General features: G+C 43.4%; 19 protein-coding genes. 4 read left to right on the forward strand and 15 right to left on the reverse strand.

Annotated features, from left to right (window positions below; all coding sequences use genetic code 11):
* Positions 1-7: 7 nt before the first annotated feature.
* Entirely contained in the window at positions 8-1177 is a 1170-nt protein-coding gene (locus tag ACLSU7_RS10860; protein WP_413291917.1) for a hypothetical protein, read from the forward strand.
* Positions 1178-1338: 161 nt separating this feature from the next.
* Here ACLSU7_RS10860 and ACLSU7_RS10865 read toward each other — a convergent pair whose 3' ends face one another.
* From ACLSU7_RS10865 to ACLSU7_RS10885, 5 genes are all read right to left on the reverse strand, one after another.
* Complete coding sequence (locus ACLSU7_RS10865) at positions 1339-2034, reverse strand: RHS repeat domain-containing protein (protein ID WP_413291918.1); 696 nt, start codon at positions 2032-2034, stop codon at positions 1339-1341.
* A 99-nt stretch (positions 2035-2133) separates the two neighbouring features.
* Entirely contained in the window at positions 2134-2370 is a 237-nt protein-coding gene (locus tag ACLSU7_RS10870; protein ID WP_413291919.1) for a hypothetical protein, read from the reverse strand.
* Between the two features lie 2 nt (positions 2371-2372).
* Positions 2373-5327, reverse strand: coding sequence for an RHS repeat domain-containing protein (locus ACLSU7_RS10875; RefSeq protein WP_413291920.1), 2955 nt, complete (start codon positions 5325-5327; stop codon positions 2373-2375).
* Between the two features lie 138 nt (positions 5328-5465).
* Positions 5466-6197 (reverse strand): hypothetical protein, encoded by a 732-nt coding sequence (locus ACLSU7_RS10880; protein ID WP_413291921.1) that lies wholly within the window; start codon positions 6195-6197, stop codon positions 5466-5468.
* 169 nt (positions 6198-6366) lie between these two features.
* Positions 6367-6687, reverse strand: coding sequence for a hypothetical protein (locus ACLSU7_RS10885; RefSeq protein WP_413291922.1), 321 nt, complete (start codon positions 6685-6687; stop codon positions 6367-6369).
* A 192-nt stretch (positions 6688-6879) separates the two neighbouring features.
* Between ACLSU7_RS10885 and ACLSU7_RS10890 the strand changes: the two genes are divergently transcribed.
* Positions 6880-7581, forward strand: a complete 702-nt coding sequence (locus ACLSU7_RS10890; RefSeq protein WP_413291923.1) for a hypothetical protein — start codon at positions 6880-6882, stop codon at positions 7579-7581.
* 51 nt (positions 7582-7632) lie between these two features.
* On the opposite strand, the gene ACLSU7_RS10895 is transcribed toward ACLSU7_RS10890, so the two are convergent.
* The 6 genes from ACLSU7_RS10895 to ACLSU7_RS10920 all read right to left on the reverse strand — a co-directional run bounded on the left by ACLSU7_RS10895 (position 7633) and on the right by ACLSU7_RS10920 (position 14290).
* A complete protein-coding gene (locus ACLSU7_RS10895) occupies positions 7633-8343 on the reverse strand; it encodes a response regulator transcription factor (RefSeq protein WP_413291924.1) in 711 nt (236 codons plus the stop codon).
* Between the two features lie 52 nt (positions 8344-8395).
* A complete protein-coding gene (locus ACLSU7_RS10900) occupies positions 8396-8755 on the reverse strand; it encodes a translation initiation factor (RefSeq protein ID WP_413291925.1) in 360 nt (119 codons plus the stop codon).
* A complete protein-coding gene (locus tag ACLSU7_RS10905; protein ID WP_413291926.1) occupies positions 8755-10284 on the reverse strand; it encodes a SpoVR family protein in 1530 nt (509 codons plus the stop codon). The genes ACLSU7_RS10900 and ACLSU7_RS10905 overlap by 1 nt, the downstream gene beginning before the upstream one ends.
* Before the next feature lie 110 nt (positions 10285-10394).
* A complete protein-coding gene (locus ACLSU7_RS10910) occupies positions 10395-11492 on the reverse strand; it encodes a DUF444 family protein (RefSeq protein WP_413291927.1) in 1098 nt (365 codons plus the stop codon).
* Entirely contained in the window at positions 11492-13567 is a 2076-nt protein-coding gene (locus ACLSU7_RS10915; RefSeq protein WP_413291928.1) for a PrkA family serine protein kinase, read from the reverse strand. The genes ACLSU7_RS10910 and ACLSU7_RS10915 overlap by 1 nt, the downstream gene beginning before the upstream one ends.
* A gap of 75 nt (positions 13568-13642) precedes the next feature.
* Positions 13643-14290 (reverse strand): hypothetical protein, encoded by a 648-nt coding sequence (locus ACLSU7_RS10920; RefSeq protein WP_413291929.1) that lies wholly within the window; start codon positions 14288-14290, stop codon positions 13643-13645.
* 17 nt (positions 14291-14307) lie between these two features.
* On the opposite strand from ACLSU7_RS10920, the gene ACLSU7_RS10925 reads away from it, so the two are divergent.
* Positions 14308-14928 (forward strand): hypothetical protein, encoded by a 621-nt coding sequence (locus ACLSU7_RS10925; protein WP_413291930.1) that lies wholly within the window; start codon positions 14308-14310, stop codon positions 14926-14928.
* A 59-nt stretch (positions 14929-14987) separates the two neighbouring features.
* Here the strand turns inward: ACLSU7_RS10925 and ACLSU7_RS10930 are convergent, their stop codons facing one another.
* Positions 14988-16862 (reverse strand): tetratricopeptide repeat protein, encoded by a 1875-nt coding sequence (locus ACLSU7_RS10930; RefSeq protein WP_413291932.1) that lies wholly within the window; start codon positions 16860-16862, stop codon positions 14988-14990.
* Positions 16863-16955: 93 nt separating this feature from the next.
* Positions 16956-17453, reverse strand: coding sequence for a hypothetical protein (locus tag ACLSU7_RS10935; protein WP_413291933.1), 498 nt, complete (start codon positions 17451-17453; stop codon positions 16956-16958).
* A gap of 291 nt (positions 17454-17744) precedes the next feature.
* Here ACLSU7_RS10935 and ACLSU7_RS10940 point away from each other — a divergent pair, with 291 nt between their 5' ends.
* Entirely contained in the window at positions 17745-18290 is a 546-nt protein-coding gene (locus tag ACLSU7_RS10940; protein ID WP_088617236.1) for a polyhydroxyalkanoate synthesis regulator DNA-binding domain-containing protein, read from the forward strand.
* Positions 18291-18489: 199 nt separating this feature from the next.
* On the opposite strand, the gene ACLSU7_RS10945 is transcribed toward ACLSU7_RS10940, so the two are convergent.
* Entirely contained in the window at positions 18490-19647 is a 1158-nt protein-coding gene (locus tag ACLSU7_RS10945; protein WP_413291934.1) for a COG3014 family protein, read from the reverse strand.
* Positions 19648-19733: 86 nt separating this feature from the next.
* Complete coding sequence (gene lpoB, locus ACLSU7_RS10950; RefSeq protein WP_413291935.1) at positions 19734-20333, reverse strand: penicillin-binding protein activator LpoB; 600 nt, start codon at positions 20331-20333, stop codon at positions 19734-19736.
* Positions 20334-20356 lie beyond the last annotated feature (23 nt).

Raw genomic sequence — 20356 nt, forward strand, 5'->3', positions numbered from 1 at the left:
GAGGGTTATGCTTCATCTACTTATTTCTCTGGCACTAGCAGCTTTCCCAACTGAAAGCCCAACTCCTGTGGCCTCACCAACTCCGGAGGCGACGACAGCCATCACTCTTTCCCCACAAAAGAAAGATCTGACGGCTCCGCAAACCAGCAAATCGTTAATAGAAATTGCTGGCAAATTAAATTCAATGCTGCCCGAGCAGGATAAAATCATCATTCCTTCTCAAGGCAGTCGTCAGTTTTTCTCACAACTGGCGGTGATGAAAAAATCCTCCAGCAATGCACAGACGGCGAAAAACTTTTTAAAGCTCTCTGATTTGTCGATTCAAGGTTGCAACGCTTACTCCGCAAGTGGGCTGACCGTTGCTAACTGGAACGACGCGAATGAAGTTTTTCAAGTCACCAACAAGCAAGTTCGCAACACCCGCAACATGAAGGATGCGCAAGCCCTGGCGCGCGTCTCGTTGATGGTGGCTCAATGTAAAGGACCTATCCTGCTGAATATGATGGGTACCCAGTGGCTGGAGCAATCTTTGGAAACTCTGAAAGCATTGAACCACCGCAAACTAAAAAAAGACGATAAAATGCGTCTGAAGGCATTGCAGGAACAGGTTCTAACTTTCGACACAAAAGAGGCTTTGCAAAACAGCTTACGCTATGAAGTTTTAATTTCATCAGCGGAAGTTATGAAAACTTTAAGCGAAGCTCCCCCAGCACATGCGGAATCTCCAGAAGATATTTTCAACAACCTGTTGCTACTGGATAAAGAAGGCAATCCTCGCCAAGTGAGCCTTGAAAAAAGCGCTGAGATCACGATGAAGCTTTTGAATGCTGTGAACTCTGCAAAAACTTATCTTTTCCCCGAGTACATCGCTGAAATCGATAAGCAGATCAAAGAGGGCCGCGACGGAATCATCGAAGACCTTCAGCTTAAAGATCACGGCTTCACCAGCTACGAAAAATTTCAGGACGAAGCTTTCATGGAAAACTTCTCGAAAAAGTTAACTCAAGACGCAGATTTGTTGAAACGAGTTAAGAAAAACATCGACGAGCATCCTGAAATCAACACTCACTTATTCCAACACTCCCTGGCGATTTACAAAGTAAACGCCGAAGCCTTCGAAAAGTTCCATAAAGCAGTTATCGAAGCCCAAAAGGAAGCTAAGAACCTAGTTAAGTAATAAAAAAGGCGGAATCACTTCCGCCTTTTCCGTTCAACTATCTAGCTTGCAACGGCGTCACGCGATCGTTAACCATTTCGGCGATTTTATCTCTGCATAAAAAAATGACTATTCCGAATACAATAATAGCAATAATGACCGAAACGATGAATTTTTTTCTTCTAAGCTCCAAGGGGCCTCCAAGTATGATCCGGAATGCCTTTTTTTGGCCTAAAGGGAACTAGGCGTCCGCTAGTTTCTTTTTCCTTCGGAATTGGGCATTGCTTGGCACCAGGTGATGGATCAAGATCACCTGTGTCGAAAATTATTTCACGAGTATAGGCTTCCCTCAACAACTGCTCCGTCGATCTTCCTTTTCCACTATCGCCGTTAACTATTGCATCAATCACAATCAAGGCAGCATCAGCAGCAAAGCCAGAATATGATTCACCTTTTGGATCCACTAAGTTTATTGGATCCTGCAGTACGTAACCATATAAATTCATATCCCCACCGTCAAATCCAATTGGATCCTTACTGGTCCATCTGCCTGTATTTGGATCATACCACCTCGCTCCGAATTTGGTTAATCCAACGGAAGTAATTAGCAAGCCACCTGCGAATCCATATGCTTGGAAACCAGGTTTTGTGTTGTTAGTAACTTGGCCTAAGATACTATAGTCCATTCGCTGCGCGATTGTTCCATCCGTTGACTTAACAATGAGGCGAGGAGAACCCAAATGATCTTTAATAAAGCGATACCTAACTCCCGAGATATTGACGTAGTCTGGGGAGTTAATACTCGTTCCATAAACATACTCTTTCGAAATGACACCGGCATCGTTGAATTCCGCTGCAATTCTTAAATCATTTTTCATAAATTCTCCGCATAACTATTGCACCGGTGACGCCCGAATAAACTCTGGCTAAGAACCTAGTTAAGTAATAAAAAAGGCGGAATCACTTCCGCCTTCTTCTTATTTACCAAGCCAAGAGTTTTCCTTGGCAATCTTATAAAAAGAATAAACAATACCAGGACCTATCACCAGGAGAAATATAAATCCCATTTTTGCTTTGATCGGCTGTTCTCCTACTTTAATTTCTCCAACTAAAAAACTATAAATGATAAAACAATCCACAACAGCTAAAATAGGAGATGTGATGAACAGAGTTATTAGGATCATCCACTTTGTTTTATCATCATATTGGCTCATGATTAATTCCTTGGCGGACAAGATTTATTCGCACCCGTAATCGCGGAAATTCCATTATTCAAATCTCCAACGTCAATGTTTGAGGCCGCATTAGCAACATTAATAATTAAATCCGCAGCAATCCCGGCTGCAGTACCTACGACTGTAGCAGCAGCACCCATTGCGGCTGGAGCAGCCAATACACCTGCGACTCCTCCTGCAATAGCTCCAGTAACAGCAGCAGAAGCAGCCTCACCCACTGTACCACCTCCCGCTCGAGTGCCAATATAGCCCGCAACACCTCCAGCAATTGCAGCGCCTCCAGCCCACAAAACCGGAACAGGAAGAACTTTACCCGTAGGATCCGTTATATTTATCGGATCATTCAAAACATATCCATATAAATTAACATCTCCTCCATCAAATCTCAGCGGATCTTTTGAAGTCCATCGTCCAACTGCACTGTCATACCATCTAGCACCGAATTTAGTTAGACCAACCGAACTAATAAGGAGACCACCACCAAACCCGTAAGCTTGGAATCCCGGCTTGGTGTTATTCGTAACTTGACCAAATACCGAATAATCGATTCGTTGTGCTATAGTGCCATCAGAGGATTTAACGATCAGGCGTGGTGATCCCAAGTGATCTTTTATGAATCTATATCTTACGCCGGATATAATAGCGTAATCGGGAGAATTTATACTGGTTCCATAAACATACTCTTTTGTTATTGCACCCGTATCGTTGAATTCCGCTGCAATTCTTAAATCATTTTCGTAAATTCTGCGCATAACTGTTGCACCAGTGGCGCCCGAATAAACTCTGACCTGTCGTCCTTTTCCATCATACTGATACTTGTAATTACTAGATGGGAGAACAGATGCCAAAAGTCTACCATAGGCATCATATGAAAACCCGCTCGTGGCTGTACCGTTTTGGATACCGGTGTTTTCGCCGTTTGCATTGTATGAATAGGTTGACGAATTCCATGTGGATAAGCGGTCCTGATTGTCATATACCGCTGTGAATGCTATTCCGTCCATTGATCCACCAGTTTTATTACCATTCGAATCATAGCTGAACGTACTGTTTGTGGATCCATTTTTGGTTACCGAAATTAATCGCCTACCAGCATCGAATTTATAAGCGTAGATAGTAGTCACTCCACCAATGGTTTCAGTTTTCCCTACAATCCTGCTAGCAGCGTCTCTGGTTAATGTATATGTATATAAAGTAGTTGCTGTACCGGTAGCGGGTGTATAGATAGCTGTGTACGTTGTTAGATTTCCCAGCGAGTCGTATGTTCTTGAGTCGGTAATACGATCTAAGTAAGTTGTTGCCAGTCTGCCAGAAGGATAGCTGTACGCTAGAGCCATGCTACCAATCTTAACTGGTACGCTGTCACCATTATAAGTAATGCCTACAGTCGATGTATATCCATTACCCTTCACTACGCGAGCTGAAACTCTGAATTCATTGTCATAAAGATATTGCACAGACGCGAGCAAAGCGTTGCTTGGGACCAAACGCTGCTCTTCCAATTTAAGACTTTTTCCAAAGTACTTATACACTGACCTAATGCCATCGGCTGAATCGATTTGCGAAATGCGGTCTGACCATTCCCGGTAAGAGTATTTGTCACTACCTCGTGCCAGATGAACTTGCTCCAATCGTCCGGTGTTTGTGCCGTATATATACTTTACTGTTGCTGTATCCGGACGAGTTATTTGCGTAAGCTGCTTGTCCTGGTTGTAAGAATAGGTGGTGTCTTTAACCGTAACACCAGTTAAAGCTGGTGGCTGATAAGAGCTCATCAACTCCATTGAATTGAATGTGAATTTATGCTGGGGCTTTGAGGGAGGAGTAATCCCTGTTCTATTTCCGTTGGCATCATAGCTCATGCCAATCAGGCGACCATCAGGAAGTTTGATTTGGGTCAATCGCCCGGCTAAATCATATGTATAAGACGTGACTTCATTTAGGGCATTAGTCTCGCTATTTAAATTTCCATCTAAATAAGAATAAGAATACGATCTTTTATTGAATGCACCCTGATATTTCTGGCTCAATCTCCCAAGTGCATCGTACACATATGTCCAAGGTACATCGTTCCCAGATTTTTCAGATAGAACCTTGCCGAATTGATCAATGACTTTAGTCTTTGTAACGCCACTATATGATTTATTGAAAAATGTCTTCGTGTTCGCAGTGAAAGTTTCGCTCGATACAGAACGACTATTAACGGTAATGGTATCCGTAATAGTACCAAAATCAAAAAGACTGCCGGAATAGGTAACTGAACGATTTAAAAATGTATCCTTCTGCTCTATGGCTCCCGTCTCCTCGTCGAGTGCGACGGTGGAAGATGAAAAAACTCTATCAGATAAAGTATTCAATCTTTCATCTGGAGTAGAGTGAGTGCCTTCAGTGTATCCCTCCTCAGAATAGGAATTTCCTCCTAAGTTGTACTTTTCGATATTATCTGACCAAGCACCTGAAGGATGGTCTACATAACGATGAGAGTCGCCTTTCTCGGCCCAGAAGTAGTAAGTCTCTTTTCTAACAAGGGCGGAGCTTTTATCAATGGTTCTCTGATCTGACAGTAACGTTAAAAGCAAATCCCAACGATTTCCCGAATTAGCAGCATCTTTGGTCAGTTTGCCATTAACGTCATAACTAAATGTAGAATATTGACCACCCGGTTTCGTGAATTTCTCGAGAAGCTCTGTCCCGTTTTTGTATGCCAATGCGTAGGTCTGCCCCATAGGATTTTTAACCGAAGAGATCAGGCCTGCAGAAGTCGTCGTGATATTAGTGATTTGAATGAATGGTGAAGTAATGGAAGTAAGAACACCAGTCGAACTTCTATTAAACTTTGTTGTATTTCCATAAGCATCAACAATTGAAGTAAGTTTATTGTTAGAATAATTAAACGTTCTTAAAATTGCACCAGTAAGTGCATTTCTTGTGGACATATGGCGACCATTCGAATCGAAATAATATAACTCCGCAGCATTCGTACTGGCAACGACTCGCTGGCCATCAAGATTTATATACTTCGCGAAACGAGATGTGCCAGTTCCTTCAAATATTCGCAGTTTCACGCGATCATATTAATGAAGAACAGAAATTGACATCCCCTCGGGATTAAAATTTGCTATTCGATTTGCTTTTGGTGCAGCCGTGACAAACTCTTTAGCATTCTCTGAAGTATATGCCAAAAAAAGTCCCGTTCCCACAATCGCTATCTCCTCTCCCAGAGATTGACTATCTATACGAACAATCGACCCTGGAGATTCGCCTTGGCAGTTCTGCACAGCTGGATTTTCTTCGTATTCCGGAGCTGCTGGTACAACATACGCAGAATATGATTTCGTTCCAGTGCCCAAATAAGTTGTTGGGGGATTGGTTACCGTATCTTCAACTGTCCATGGGGTGTTTAAAACGGTATTCTGCATACCAGAAGAAGAGAAGTTATAGGTAACTTCAATTGGGCAAGATTGCCCAGCTACCACAGTTACGCCTTTACAACCATCTTTAGTGATTTTATAACCAGCGCTGCCAGACAAAGTGGTTGCACCAAATTTCATTTTAGCCGTGGCGGATGAGCCAGTAATTGTCCATGCGGTTGACAAAGTTCCCGTCGCGCCAATCGCTACATTACCAAGCCCTTCGTTTCGATCGCTAGCACGCTCGAATCCGGGATTAATAGATATGGGGCCTTCATGAGAGAACCTTTTTTGGGTTTCAAATACAACGGGCCTGATTTCTAAGGCTCTAGAATTCCTTGCTTCTGCACTTGAAAATGAACACAACAGAAACACACCAAAAAACAATCTCAACATTTGCACCCCGCAACCAAACTTATTTTTGCTTAGTAGCAAATGGTTTCGTGCGAAGAGTGGTAAGGTCAATTATTTCACACCACAAACTAGCCCCTCGATGATTCTTACTGACCTCTATAACCTAAATATTAATTACGGAGTCGCCTATGGCATTTGAATAAATGTGAATTTATCCTGCAGCTTTGAACTTGCAGTGGTTGCAGGCGATGTCGCTGCCGAAGCCTGGGGCCAAGGGGTTTGAATTGAAAAAGTGCTTTGTGCAGCTAGGACATTTTAATAACGAGACAAATAGATAAGGAACGATACAAAGCAGAGCCGGAATGCCTATGCCAATTAATATACCAAACGGTTCTTCGAGATCGGGAAGAGTTTCCTTTTGAAGATGCACGCACAAAAGAATCAGCGGCACGTACATGATCGCTGCAATTCGGACATACAATCTTAACCATTTAGGTACTGTCGGTGTTTGTGGCATGAGTAAATTGTTCATTTATTGATTTTCACTGGTCAATGGAACACGTCCTATCAAGACTCTCGTTATTCAATTAGTGACCTCTCCAAATGAAAATCTATTTACAGGAGTCGTCCTAAACTATCCGGATTACGTCAGTGACTCTGACTAAAACACCCACTTGCTTTTGCGAACTCCTTTGCAGCACAGCTCCCCCGCGAAGGAGAATCTATGAAAATACTAATGACGATACCTATGATCTTTCTTACTGCCGCTTGCGCTGTGGAAGTTAAAGATAAGAATGAAACGACAACGCCTGTTCAGATATTCGGAGCTGCCGATAATCTGGTTTGGAATGAAGCCCGTGTTCTAGAAAAACATGAAACTATTAAAGCGCATCGTTTAACGATTAAAAAGAACGCGCTCATAACAACAGGCGAACATTCTTTAATTATCCAAGTGGATGAGCTAATTGCAGAAGGTGGAACGATTCAAAATTTTGCTCCCAATGCACAAGCAAAGTTTGAAGCCAAGGGTCTCTCGGGGGGTGCCGTACAAATTGAAGCAAAGAATGCGACTGGAACTCTTAATGTCTTTCTTCGTGGTGAAAACGGAGGCCGCGGTAAGCACGGGGTTCTTACTATTCCTGGAAGACACCCTGGGTGCGCGGGCACCAATGGCGGCAACGGTGGCAATGCTGGAAATCTGGAGCTGACTATTGAATCAAACTCCGGCTTTACATTAAACTGGGACAATAGCGGGGGCGCACTCGGACCGCGTGGTTTACGCGGTTTTGTCCGGGATGGAACTTTGGCAGACACAGTCTTTCCGCCATGTGACCGTGATATGATTGATGGTATCGATGGAAAAGCCGGAAACCGAGGGCTGGTTTGCTTAAAGATGTCGTCACATGAAGAGCGAGTGTGTGAATAATAAAAAAGGCGGAGTAATTCCGCCTTTTTCGTTTAAACTTGTCAGTTTGATTTAAGCCTCTAAACGGTAACCCAAAGATGGAACCGCGACGATGCGGCCATTGAATGTGGCGATTTTGCGTTTTAGATAGTTGATTTGTGAATCCACGTTACGTGAAGTCACATCGGAGTCACCCCAGATCTCGCTTAAACATTTCTCGCGAGTCACTAGGTTGTTTTTATCAGCTACCAAAAGCTTCAAGATATCAAACTGTTTTGGCGTCACGCTGATCTCTTCATTATCGATAAAGATTTGGCGAGCCAATAAGTTCATGCGCAAGTTTCCCGCCGTCAATTCAGCAGTAACCTCTGGCTCTTTTTCTGCCAAACGCGCTTTGATTCTAAGGATAAGCTCTTTCACGTGGAAAGGTTTGGAAATAAAATCGTTAGCACCCGTTTCGAACGCTTTAATACGTTCATCAATCGTTGCCGCACCGGAAACGAAAATGATTGGTGTGTTTTTGATTTCAGATTGTTCGCGAACTTCACGGCAAACATCGACGCCCAATTTGCCCGGCATTTTATAGTCCAGCAGAATCAGATCAGGCTTTTGCTCGTTGATGAGTTGCATCGCCGCAGTACTGTCTGAAGTATACTTGCAATCGTAAGTGGAGCTTAAGATCTCCGCTAAAAGCTTGCAGCTTTCTTCATAGTCATCAACGATGACGATTTTCTTCGCAGCCAAATTTACCCCTACGTTCAAGTTATTTCCGTACATCTGCATATAAACAGGATATCTTTATCGAACAAAAATACAAGTTACCTTAAGTCTAGAATTACATACCCTTAAATGGTATGCCTTTGACCTGTAAAATTTTTTTGATCGCGTCTCGCTTATCGCCTTGGATTTCAACTAATCCGAATTTTTCACCAATTGAATGTGATCCACCTACACCACACTTTGCTTTTAATTCTTTCGCAAGTGTTTTCAGGTAATCTTCGTTTCTTGGCAAACCGTCCAGAACAGTGACTGTCTTTCCTCCGCGGCCATTCTTTTCTAAGCGAAAGATCACAGTGAACTTTTGATCGGCGCTATCCTCAGGGCGACATTTGCATTCGCTCTTTAGTTCTTTGCAGTGAGGACAAATAACGTTGTCCTTGGGATCGGTACTATAAACTAAACGAGTATTCTTCATTAAGAACCAGAGCTTTCTTCGGTTGCAGGGTTCGGTGTCGGACCCTCTTCGCTCAGTTTATGCTGCGTGTACTCCTTTCCGTCAAATCTAAAAAGTTGCGGAGCCTCGTCCATGATCGTTGCGATATTTACGGGGCGTTTCCAAAGCTTATACACATTCTTCAAAGTCTCGCTCATAAAATCAGGCTGCATGTCGATGCCTTCGTGAAGGTGATTTAGCAACAGCTCACCTCGGTTTTCGAAGTTTGCATCTTCAATACGGATGATCGGTTGACCAAAATTGGTCATATGAAACAATAGCTGCGACTTGATCGCCTTAAAGTTGCTGGTGTCGACTTCGAACTTTTGTGTCTTTTTATTGAATTTATAAACGAAGAGCTTATTGCGAACGCAAAAGTCTTCTGTCAAAAACTGATCAATAAATGTGACGTCGTTACACACCTTGCGAACTTCAAAAATTTTCTCACGGCCCAAATTCAATTTTTTATCCCAGTGCTTACGCTCTCTCACGTCATCACACTCTTCGAATTCACGACCGAATTGTCCTTTGTTCCAACGCTCTTCAATATCGCGGAACAACTCAATGCCCACTTTGTATGGATTATAACCATTTGGAGCCATGGCCATCGTTCCCGCATGGTGATCCGCGAAATCAATGATCTCTGAATCATTCAAAATTTTCGTCGTCATCAATTTGGAATGCCAGTACGAGGCCCAACCCTCATTCATAGTTTTCGTCATACCTTGTGGCGAGAAATAATAAGCCTCATCACGAATGATTGTCAGGACGTCCACCTGCCAGTCAGCCAACGGTGCATGGTGAATAAAGAATTTCAAAACGTCCTTTTCAGGTTCACGAGGGAAACGCTGCGCTTGCGCTGCGGCTTCCTCTTCAGCTCTGCGTTTCTGTTCCTCAACGAAAGACGGTGGATTGATATAGTCGCGCATGTAATCGCGTTCGACTTTTAAGAGATAATTTTTTTCCTGCGGAGGAGGTGTTTCCGAGTTGACCACAGATTTTTCCACATAAGGGCTGTAGCGATCAATCAAGTTTTCCAGACTTAAACACACATCGATAAAATTCTCGACCGTGTCTTGTCCATAGCGATCCATATACCGGCGAATTCTTGTCGCATGATTCGCCATTTGATCCATCATTTTGCGATTTGTTTTTCCAAACCATACGTTGTTCTTAAAAAAATCACAGTGACCATAGACGTGAGCCATCACAAGCTTTTGATCCATCATCGCGTTACCTTCCATCAGGTACGCGTAACAAGGATCAGTATTGATCACCATTTCATAGATCTTGGAAAGACCATATTCATAGCTTTTAGAAAGATGTTCGTACTCCATGCCGAATTTCCAGTGAGGATATCTCACCGGAAAGCCACCATAGGCTGCGAACTGGGAAATCTGATCGTATGTAATCAATTCGAATACAGTTTCAAAGCAGTCCAGCCCTGCATCCTTAGCGATCTGGCAAATACGCTTTCGTTCTGCTTCTAATTCGGGAGTTAAATTTGCCATGGTAGTTCCTTCACTCTCTAAAGGGCTCCTATGCCCTTCTTGCTAAGACCAATGCCAAGAACCCCGCGGTTAAAAAGGTGCTTGGCACCTTTCGCTTCACACGGTACTTCTTAGCGGCCTTTACCGAGGAAGTCTTTGATGGAATCCAGAATCTTGTCTCTGCTTTCAATTTGGCTGAGAGTGATTCGTTCGTCCTCGCCGAATTCCTTTTGCAAATCTTTTAAGAACTGACCACTGCCGTATTTACTCTCGACTTGGCCATATCCAAAGACGTTACAGTTAGGCAGGAAGAACTCCTGCAGCATCTTCACACAAAGACGCGTGTCCTCACCACTCCAGTTATCTCCGTCACTAAAGTGAAAAGGATAAATATTCCATTCATTACTTGGATAATCCGCCTGGATAATTTCCTGGCAGAGTTTGTAGGCAGAACTGATCAGCGTACCACCGGATTCACTTGTCTTGAAGAACGTATCTTCATCAACTTCTTTGGCAGCAGCATCGTGAATAATAAAACGAGTCTCAAGACCCTTGTAGTGCTTCTTAAGCCACGTATTGATCCAGAAGCTTTCAAGTCTGACGATTTCTTTTTGCTCCTCACCCATCGAACCCGAAACGTCCATCATATAAATGATGACGGCTTGAGTTTGCGGTTGATTCACCTTTTTAAAAGACTTGTACTTCATGTCTCGGCGAATCGGCAGCACCAAAGGCTCTTCCGGATTATAAGTTCCAGAACCTACCATTCGCTTGAGTGCGCTTTTGTAAGAGGATTTAAAATGGCGAAGCCCCTCGGGTCCCACTGGAGCAATACCTGTGAACTTCGTTTTTAAGGAATCAATATTCTTGTGACCTTTGGGTTCAATGCGTGGCAGTTGCAGCTTTTCGCCCAGAATATCTGCAAGCTCTTCCATGGAGAGTTCCACTTCAACCATGTGTTCGCCTGGAGCTTCACCGGCTTGGCCTTGCCCGCCTTCGCCTGGATCACCGACATCCTGACCTGGTTGGCCTTCACCTTGACCCACACCGCCGGATTGCTTGGGACCATAACGGAAATTGGGAATATCGATACGCGGAAGCGGGATTTTGACGAATTCGTCTTCCCGCTTCCCGATCATTTCACCTTGCGACACGTATTTGCGAAGGTCTTCTTTCACCTTCCCCTTTACGATGTCTTTAAATCGGCTTTGATCTTCCCTTATGCCCATTATCTACTCTTTACATCGCCTCGGGCGAAGATACTTGCAACGTAATGTAAAACATCCGTCGCAGAGATTTCATCGTATCCGAAGTCTTTAATAAGACGGGTTTTAACGATATCAATCTTCTCTTGCGTATCCTTATCAACAGCATTGCTGACAAGAGTTGTAAGCTTGATACTGTCTTTTTGATCTTCAAAAAGTTTGAGCTCAATCGCTTTGTGCAAGCGTTCGTTCATCTTGAAGTTAAATTTCTTGCCTTCAAGAGCCAAAGCCCCGATGTAATTCATGATCTCACGGCGGAAATCATCTTTGCGGGATTCTGGAATTTCGATCTTATCTTCGATCGATCTCATTAAACGCTCATCCGGTTCCTCGTCGTTACCAGTAAACTGATTACGAACGCGCTCCTTCTGAGTATAAGCTTTCACGTTATCGATATAGTTCGAGCACAGTCTAGCCATCGCACTTTCATCAGCACTGATCGCACGTTGTACTTCGGCCTTGATGATCTCTTCGTATTCTTGCATTACGACACCCAAAAGCTCTTTATATTCAGCTTTCAGTTCTTCGTTAGAAAGAAGCGAGTGACTCTTAAGACCCGATTCCAATTCCTTAAAGACCATGAACGGATTCACGGAGCCTTTATTGGATTGCTGGGCATTTACCAGCGCATTAGAAAGTTTATCCTGGATATAACGAGCCGAGATACCTTCCAGTCCCTCACGCTGAGTTTCTTTACGAAGCTCACGCACGTTGTCTTCAGTGTAATTCGGAAGCGTTTTACCATTATAGAGTTTCAATTTTTGCAAACGAGTGAGGTTTGCTTTCTTAGGTTTTTCCAAACGCGTAAGAATCGCCCACATCGCCGCCATCTCGACCGTGTGCGGAGCAATGGAAATGCCACGCACTTTTTGCGAGTTGAAATCACGCTTATAGATATTGATTTCATCTTTCCAGCGCGTGATATACGGAATATCGATTTTCACCGTACGGTCACGAAGGGCTTCCATGAATTCGTTGTCTTGCAGGCGACGATACTCAGGCTCATTCGTGTGTCCAATGATCACTTCATCGATATGCGTTTGCGCGAACTTTTTAGGTTTAACTCTGTGCTCTTGTGATGCCCCCAACAGGTCATACAAGAAAGCGACGTCAAGTTTCAGAACCTCGACGAATTCAATCATCCCGCGATTGGCAACGTTGAACTCTCCGTCAAAGTTAAAGGCGCGAGGATCCGAATCAGAACCGTACTCTGCGATCTTACGGTAATTGATATCGCCAGTAAGCTCTGTTGAGTCCTGATTCTTTTCGTCCTTCGGTTGGAAAGTACCGATACCGATACGATCGGCTTCGGAAATAAACAGACGCTTTACACGAACGTGTTTTAGCACGCTCATCAAATCGCCTTCATAGTGCTCCATCAAATGCTTAAAGATAAAACGTGATGGTGGACTAAGCTCCCCATCAACGTGAACACGGTAACTTCCTTCTTGGCCTTTGTTGATTTGATCATACAAAGCACCACGCATTTCTTCTGGAATTAAAAGCAAGGGCTCTTCATTCATTGGCGAAGGGAATACTTTGACTTCCTTACCCAACAAACCTTTCAGCTCATTCTTTTCATCAATCCATTCAAATGTGTATAAAGCACCTTGCGGTTGGTGAGAGTATCTCTCCAAACCTTTTTTAAGCATGCGGCAGATGGTGGATTTCGCACTTCCCACCGGACCGTGCAACAAGATGACACGTTTCTCTGTGCCGTAGCCCAAAGAAGCAGATTTTAGAATGTTTACGAGTTTCATCAACTGCACATCCAGTCCGAATACTGCATCTTTGCCGTTGTTGAATTGATCACTAAAGAATTTGTATCGTACGACTTCCTTTTTGAAATCGAGATACGTCTCTGTGCCCTCTTCAACGATCATGTCATACATGCGTTGATAGGCATTCCTAGTGATTTTCGGATTGGCTTTAACCAGATCTAAGTACTCAGAGAAAGTACCGCTCCAATGTTCTTTAGCATTGACGCTGGAGTTCTGCCAGTTGCTGATCAGCGAGTGAAGGTCAATCTTAGAGGACATAATACTCTCCCCGGTGATTTGTGACACACCTACCTACTTAGATTATGCCTCAAACCTAGACGGTTAACGAGTTTTTTAATTTATTTGTATTGCCTTGAAACCATCAGGTTGTTTCAGTGTGAATGTCTCAGGTTTGAACTGGACCTCAGTCTGGGGAGCTTTGAAGAGCCACTGCATTTCGAATTGCGGTGCCGTAATTACAACTTTCTTTTTACCTTCTGTGCGATCCTTCCATTCAACTCGAATAGAACGTTGCTTATTTTCACACTTCGACAAAATATGGGAACTGTCCTGCTCGCATGTCCATCCTGGGCCGCGCACGGGTTCATCAAACGCGATATTAGCCAGATTCATTGGGTGCAAACTCAAACCGATTATACGCTCAACCGATTTTTCAGAGTTCTTTCCATAATAAAATTCTTTTCTGGGATAGATGGCATAAGCGATTTCTTTGGGAGACATAACCAAAGATGCGACCTGAAAACCCATCAGCGCGGTTATATCCAATCGCACTCTTTGATTCTTTACTGCCATCATATCAATGGATACGGAGTTGGATTTATTTTCCTTCATGTCGCGAATCAAAGCTTTGGTTTCCCACTCGGCCTGTTGAAGAGGTCCTTCAACCACGGGTTTGGTTGCGCAGGCATTCACAAGAAGTGCGCCGCCAAGAAGAAAAAGACCCTGCATCAATGATATTAATTGTCGCCAAAGAATTTTCATTCCCTTAGCATATTGAAATGCATTCAGTTAAACAAGCATTGATCATGTTTCGCAAAAATTGGAAGGACAGTCTTCTCTTAGGAGTCCTTGCTACACTCTTTACTTTCTTTTCACAGATTGTTCCCACGATCGGTGCCTTGTTGATTGCTGTGGGCCTTTTGATTTTTCAGGAACTTGCAAATTTACGTTTGCAAAAAGGTCGTTGGGAAAGAGATTTCACGCATCTGCAAAAAGATTGGGTGTCATGGCTGATCACAGCGGTGATCCTGATGCCAACGGGAATTCTAATGGGTTCAGCTTTTGGAGTAATCCACAGTCCTCAACCCCTGATCCAATCTTTGCCCGCGGGATTTGGTTTGATGGCGATGGGCGTGTTCTTCTATTTCGTCTTATCTCATGGATTAAATCTGCAACTTGAAACTCACATGGGTATCGCTAAAGCCATGGACCGTACTGTAATCGCTGCGATTAAAAACCTGGGTCCTTTTCTGGGAGCGACGGTAGCAATCAGTGTCGCTTTGGTTATTGCAACTTACCTTCGTGGCTTGGGTTTGATCTTGGCGCTGCCTTTTATGTTTTTTACCTGTTTCTATCTATATATAGAGATGAAGAACAAAAACGCTTTCGAAAAGAAATAAAAAAAGCCCACCATAAAGTGGGCTTAGATAGCGGGTTTCCAAATTTTCCGACCAAGGAATTATTTTGCCGTGTGATCTGCTGCAACAGGCGTTTCAACAGAAGCTGGCAATCTTGGAGAACCCATTTCTTGTTTTTCAATCGCTGTGATCTTAGCGCGGATTTCCTGAACTTTGCGTTTGTCAGTTTCTAGGTCCGCTGCTTTACGATACATTTTTTTAGCTTTATCAACCATGGACTGCTTATAGTAAGCATCACCCAAGTGTTCTGCGATCACACTCACTGTACCTTGATACTTATGAGCAGCTTCCAGGAACTTGATTGATTCAACCGTTTTGTTTTGCTTGTACAAAATCCAACCCAGAGTATCCAAAACATAACCATCTTGCGGCTCAAGCTCCATCGCACGACGCGCCAGCTTTTCAGCGTCCTCAAGATTCTGGTTCATCTCCGCCCAAGTGAAAGCAAGATAGTTCATGCCTTGCACGTGGTTTGGATCCAATTCCAAAACTTTCTTCATTTCAGACACGACGATATCTTTGTTACCCATACGGTCGTTGATTGTACCGAAATAGAATCTTAATTGAGCGTTCTCTGGGAATTTTTCGAGGCCTTGCTCCAAAACTTTCGCAGCACCTTTGAAATCGTTCTTTTCATCCAACAAGGAAGCATACATTGCATACACTTGTGGTTGATCCGCACGCTCTTTCAAACCTTTGGATACAAGTTCAATCGCTTCATCCAAACGACCTACACCTTTAAGCAAGTACGCTGCGTGAACAGTCGACTCACCATAATAGGTAGACGAAGTCGGGATCTTTTTAAATTCGCGAATCGCTTTTTCAGATTGGCGTGTTTCTTCGTAAACTGCTGCCAAATAAAAACGGATCTTATCAGAATCTGGTGCATCTTTAAGAATCTGCTCCAATTTTTCTACAGCCACGTCGTAACGTTTTTGTTCAATCAGGATCAACGCCATCTTCATTTTGATGTTTAACGGCTCGTCAGAGTTTGCTTCCAACACTTCCAATTGATCATAAGCCAAGTCGTACTTGCCTTGTTCAATGTATGTTTGCGCCAATACATCAGCGATTTTTGGAGACGGAGATTGTTCTTTTTGGTAAGCGCGGTACAAAGACAATGCTTTTTCTTCTTGTTTTTGTTTTGAGTAGAATGCACCCAAAGTCAAAACACCGTCAGCAAAATCAGGTTTCAATTTCAATGCAGTTTTAAAAGATGCTTCTGCTGCCTTTTGGTATTTTGCTTCCGGTTGCTCCATACGTACACGACCGATGTAGTAGTGCACCAGGTATGGCGTCGTGTATTCAGGATTTTTCAACAAAGACTCAAAGTATTTCACAGCTTTGTCAGACTGCTTTTGCTCCGAATACAAAGCACCAATGTAAAGAGGAGCTTCAGTATTCGTCGGAGAAAGCTTCATCACAACCTGGTATTGATCCATTGCTTTTGGATAAGCCTTCATAGAAGAATACAATCCACCCAATAGCAAATGAGCGTCGATATTCTTTGGATCTTTCTTGGTTGCCTCTTCAGCTTGGGATAATGACTCAGAGATCATTCCCAATTTCAAATACTCCGTCGCCAAACGCATGTTCACCGTTGGAGAATTTTGGTCATACACCAAAGTCAGCTTAAAAGATTCGATCGCCTTGTTCGGATTACCTTCCAGAGCATAAGCCTCACCCATGGCGAAGTAGTAGTCTGCTTGAGTGCGCAGATAAAGAGGATCAAGAGTTGCCTGGCCGTCTTTCGATGAAATTGGTGGAGGAGTCAAAGAAGCAGGAGCACGGTTGTGATCGTTGAAAGAAGCCTCGTAGTAAGGCGCCTTGTCAGAATCGTGTGACGTGGATGTCGCGCATGCAGTCAGAGATAGAAGAAGTACTGCGAAAATTCCGGTCCTAGTTTGAAGAAGCATTGGATCTCCTTGGTCACTAGGCTGTTCGGTGCTCTGTGAGAAAACCTTGACGAGAGGCCGCAATAACTTGACCCAAGGACAGGGCCAGGAAATCTAGTTTTGAGACATACTCAAGACCACACCTACATCGTCTCCACTAAAGTTGGGCTGTCCTGAAATCTTGGATTCTTCATTTTCCAAATCTTTGCTTTCGACTTTGCTGTTGGGCCCTGATGACCACACAACAATGCGGATGTTCGAGTTCTTCTCCGCGTTTGGAAGCACGCGGTAATGGTAAGGCTGACCCCACGGGTCAGTGCCCATAGTTCCGGTCGAACGAATGCCTTCAATTCCGTCAACTTTAGGTGAAATTGAGGCTGGAGAACGGCCTCCAGAGGCCACTTTCGGCGCCGCAGAAACCTTTGTCGCCTCGCGATAAATCTGTACAACTTGGTAACCTACCACCTCTGCTTTCTGCAGAGCGGCTTTCGTCTCAGAGTCTTGTACGGACTGGTTCCAAGGGGAGGCAATGATGGTTGCCGAGAAGCCAACGAGACCCAACAAAGTCAGAACTCCAGATGACTTAAACTCTTGATTTTTCTCATTTTTCATTAAATTACCACCCGCAACGTGATCGACCCTAATGACGTTTCGGCGAGTTCAAAAGAAAACTTTAGACGAAGGTCTGAGAATTCTGGGGAAAAAAACAAACAAGGGTTTGGACTGAAGGAGATTCTCAAATCGATTGAAATTAACGCCTAGAGTCTTTTCTTTTGATTTGAGGACCGCTTGACAAGGCATGGCACCGGGGATAGGTTGCGCCCATCGACAGGGGGACGTGCTGAATACTTTAGCACATATCTCATTGGATATTTTGGGTAAATTTCAAATTGGGAGGCACTTTTGATCAACCAAAACGAAACAATGACATCTAAGCCAAACTCTAAAGTTAAGATCATCAAGCGTTATCAGAACCGCAAACTTTATGACACACAACAAAGCTGCTACGTGACGTTGGACGATATCGCTAAAATGATTCGTACAAACGAAGAAGTAATGGTTATCGATAATAAATCAAAAAACGATATCACTGCTGCAACTTTGACTCAGATCATCTTTGAAGCTGAAAAGAAAGCATCTCAATACGCTCCTCTTTTCACACTTCGTGAAATCATCCAAAATGGCAACGGCAGCATCTCTGGCTACCTTGCGAAACTTGGTGCATTCCCTCAAGATTACATGACTAAACAACAAGTAAACACAGTTGTTGAAAATGCATCTGCGGAAATGAAACAAAACTTGGAAAACCGTGTTGCTACTGCAGCAACTCGCTACAACACAGACACTACTGCTAAAGTAGCTGCTGAAAAAGCAACTGTTCTTCCAGGTCTTCAACAAGACGAAGAAACTCCGAATCTTCCGGGTTCATCTCTTGGTTTGAACAACTAATTCTGTCTCAACAGAACTAGCACCGAAAAGGGCTCAGCTAACGCTGGGCCTTTTTTTTTGCTCAAAATTAACAGCTCCCCCAAAAATCGCCGCGAAACAGAATGTCAGAAAATTTCTTTTACCAAGGCGCGATGAGGAAGGCGTACTCCTCGTACGCCGACGAGAGAGCAACGCAGGTAAAAGGAATTTGCCAACGTTCCTACTTAAGGGAACGCCAAACAATAAACTTTTTCTGTCCCGATTTAATTGTGACCGTTTGCCCAAGCAAAGATTCGCCAGTAGGCGTTCCCGCCAAACTCAACCCCTCAAGATTGAATTTGTATTCACCTGGCTGCAAAGGGACTCGGATGATTTGGATGGTTTGTGGAAGCATGGACCACTGGCGAAGATCTGCTTGATCGGCAATATTTAAAGCCAAATAAGTTAGATCACCCAGCAGTTTATTTTGTTGGCGCACTTGATCTGCCGCAACGGCTTTTGAAGCAATGCCCGCAAGACGTTTCGCGATCAAAGCTCCATAGTCTTCCTGCAAAGTTTTGATGGCAGCTTCTTGCACATTGTAAATTGGATGACTTACAACCGTCGCTCCCCCGTCAATTGTCAGACGAGCAAGTTTGGTTTCACTGGGAGTGGGATATAAAGCTGGTAAACGGTATTCATTTTTTGCGGCGTATTTTCGCGGACCCCAGCCTTGTTGGTAAATTATCACCAACTCGCCCATGGATTTATTGTACCAATCAGGATTTTCTTTCACTTCCGGAAACTTTTTTTTCCAATCCTTGTAGGTATCGGGACGACGGGCATTTTTTGCAGAACGAATCAGGTCTTCGCCAATTTGCGGAATACCGGGATCTAACTTATATGCTTCTTGATAGGCAATATAGGCATCATCATAGTCGCGACTTGCTTCCCAGATTAAAGCGGACAGATATTTGCTGAACGGATTCAGTTCGAATTTCTGTTTCTCATCCAGTCTGTATTTTTGATATTTTTCATTGATACGACGGGCTTCAACCAAGGCGTCGTCAAGCTTTCCGATCTCAAGAAAATTCATCGCGAGATAAGCGTTGATGAAAATCTTTTCGAATGTGTCGCCTTTGTATTGAACCATTCCCTGATTTAACAACAAGGAACCTGTCACCCGGCTCACCGATTGATAATCGACTTCTTCACTGAGTTTATCGGCGCGCAAAAATACCTTATTGCTATCGCCGATTTTTCCTGCGACTTGCAATGCCACGCCATAATCCAATAGATATACTAATTGGTCGCCATCATCTTTGTTTGCCAAAGGCTCAAGATCTTTTAATGCGGCTTCGTAGTTGCGGGCAACAAGTGAAGCACGGGCTTTATCCACCTTACTTTGGTAAGATGCGCATCCCGTACTTAGCAGAAGAAAAAAAAGACCCACATATCCTGTGAGTCTTTTGGGAGAAATAATCATTATAGACCGATAGATTTTTTCTTAAACGTTTTACGAATTTGTTTTTGATCTGACCAAGTGATCATGCTTGTTTTCAAGTTCGTCAAATTCAAAGTCAGTTTGTAGTATACGGATTTATCTTTACCAACTTCTTGAACGATTGAATCCAAACGACCATTGATGATGAAGTCTGCACCAATTTGACCGCCTGGGCCTTTTTTAGTTTCAGCGCTCGTCATACCAGAATTTTGGTAGTTGTATTCATCAGCGATATCACCGCGTGCTTCTTTATCAATGAAAGCTACTTTACCAGATCTCATCAACTCAACACGGATCATATCCATGATGCTTTGAGTGTCGATGTGTTCACTTGTTTTATTTTGAAGACCCGTCACGATAACTACAGGCATTTTTTTAGCTTGTGTAATCGCAGGTGATTGCAAAGAACTTGTTACAAGATCGTGAACAGCTTTTTGCATATCTGTTTCTGACCATTGATCGTTCAACAGATTTTCTCTGTTTACGTCGTCATATTCACCTTTTGTGAAAGCCTTAGGACCACAGCTTGTAAGAGCCAACAAAGAAACAGTCATTGCACCAAGTAGCAAATTCTTGCACATAAATACCCCTTATTCCTCCCAAG

Source organism: Bdellovibrio sp. HCB185ZH (assembly GCF_047302455.1).
GTDB lineage: Bacteria > Bdellovibrionota > Bdellovibrionia > Bdellovibrionales > Bdellovibrionaceae > Bdellovibrio.

Excerpts from the sequence above, each read along its gene's own strand:
- ACLSU7_RS10910 (WP_413291927.1), bottom strand. The coding sequence starts at position 11,492 with ATGGGCATAAGGGAAGATCAAAGCCGATTTAAAGACATCGTAAAGGGG.
- ACLSU7_RS10875 (WP_413291920.1), bottom strand. The coding sequence starts at position 5,327 with ATGTCCACAAGAAATGCACTTACTGGTGCAATTTTAAGAACGTTTAAT.
- ACLSU7_RS10905 (WP_413291926.1), bottom strand. The coding sequence starts at position 10,284 with ATGGCAAATTTAACTCCCGAATTAGAAGCAGAACGAAAGCGTATTTGC.
- ACLSU7_RS10880 (WP_413291921.1), bottom strand. The coding sequence starts at position 6,197 with ATGTTGAGATTGTTTTTTGGTGTGTTTCTGTTGTGTTCATTTTCAAGT.
- ACLSU7_RS10900 (WP_413291925.1), bottom strand. The coding sequence starts at position 8,755 with ATGAAGAATACTCGTTTAGTTTATAGTACCGATCCCAAGGACAACGTT.
- ACLSU7_RS10920 (WP_413291929.1), bottom strand. The coding sequence starts at position 14,290 with ATGAAAATTCTTTGGCGACAATTAATATCATTGATGCAGGGTCTTTTT.
- ACLSU7_RS10930 (WP_413291932.1), bottom strand. The coding sequence starts at position 16,862 with ATGCTTCTTCAAACTAGGACCGGAATTTTCGCAGTACTTCTTCTATCT.
- ACLSU7_RS10885 (WP_413291922.1), bottom strand. The coding sequence starts at position 6,687 with ATGAACAATTTACTCATGCCACAAACACCGACAGTACCTAAATGGTTA.
- ACLSU7_RS10925 (WP_413291930.1), top strand. The coding sequence starts at position 14,308 with ATGCATTCAGTTAAACAAGCATTGATCATGTTTCGCAAAAATTGGAAG.
- ACLSU7_RS10935 (WP_413291933.1), bottom strand. The coding sequence starts at position 17,453 with ATGAAAAATGAGAAAAATCAAGAGTTTAAGTCATCTGGAGTTCTGACT.
- lpoB (WP_413291935.1), bottom strand. The coding sequence starts at position 20,333 with ATGTGCAAGAATTTGCTACTTGGTGCAATGACTGTTTCTTTGTTGGCT.
- ACLSU7_RS10860 (WP_413291917.1), top strand. The coding sequence starts at position 8 with ATGCTTCATCTACTTATTTCTCTGGCACTAGCAGCTTTCCCAACTGAA.
- ACLSU7_RS10865 (WP_413291918.1), bottom strand. The coding sequence starts at position 2,034 with ATGAAAAATGATTTAAGAATTGCAGCGGAATTCAACGATGCCGGTGTC.
- ACLSU7_RS10915 (WP_413291928.1), bottom strand. The coding sequence starts at position 13,567 with ATGTCCTCTAAGATTGACCTTCACTCGCTGATCAGCAACTGGCAGAAC.
- ACLSU7_RS10890 (WP_413291923.1), top strand. The coding sequence starts at position 6,880 with ATGAAAATACTAATGACGATACCTATGATCTTTCTTACTGCCGCTTGC.
- ACLSU7_RS10895 (WP_413291924.1), bottom strand. The coding sequence starts at position 8,343 with ATGCAGATGTACGGAAATAACTTGAACGTAGGGGTAAATTTGGCTGCG.
- ACLSU7_RS10870 (WP_413291919.1), bottom strand. The coding sequence starts at position 2,370 with ATGAGCCAATATGATGATAAAACAAAGTGGATGATCCTAATAACTCTG.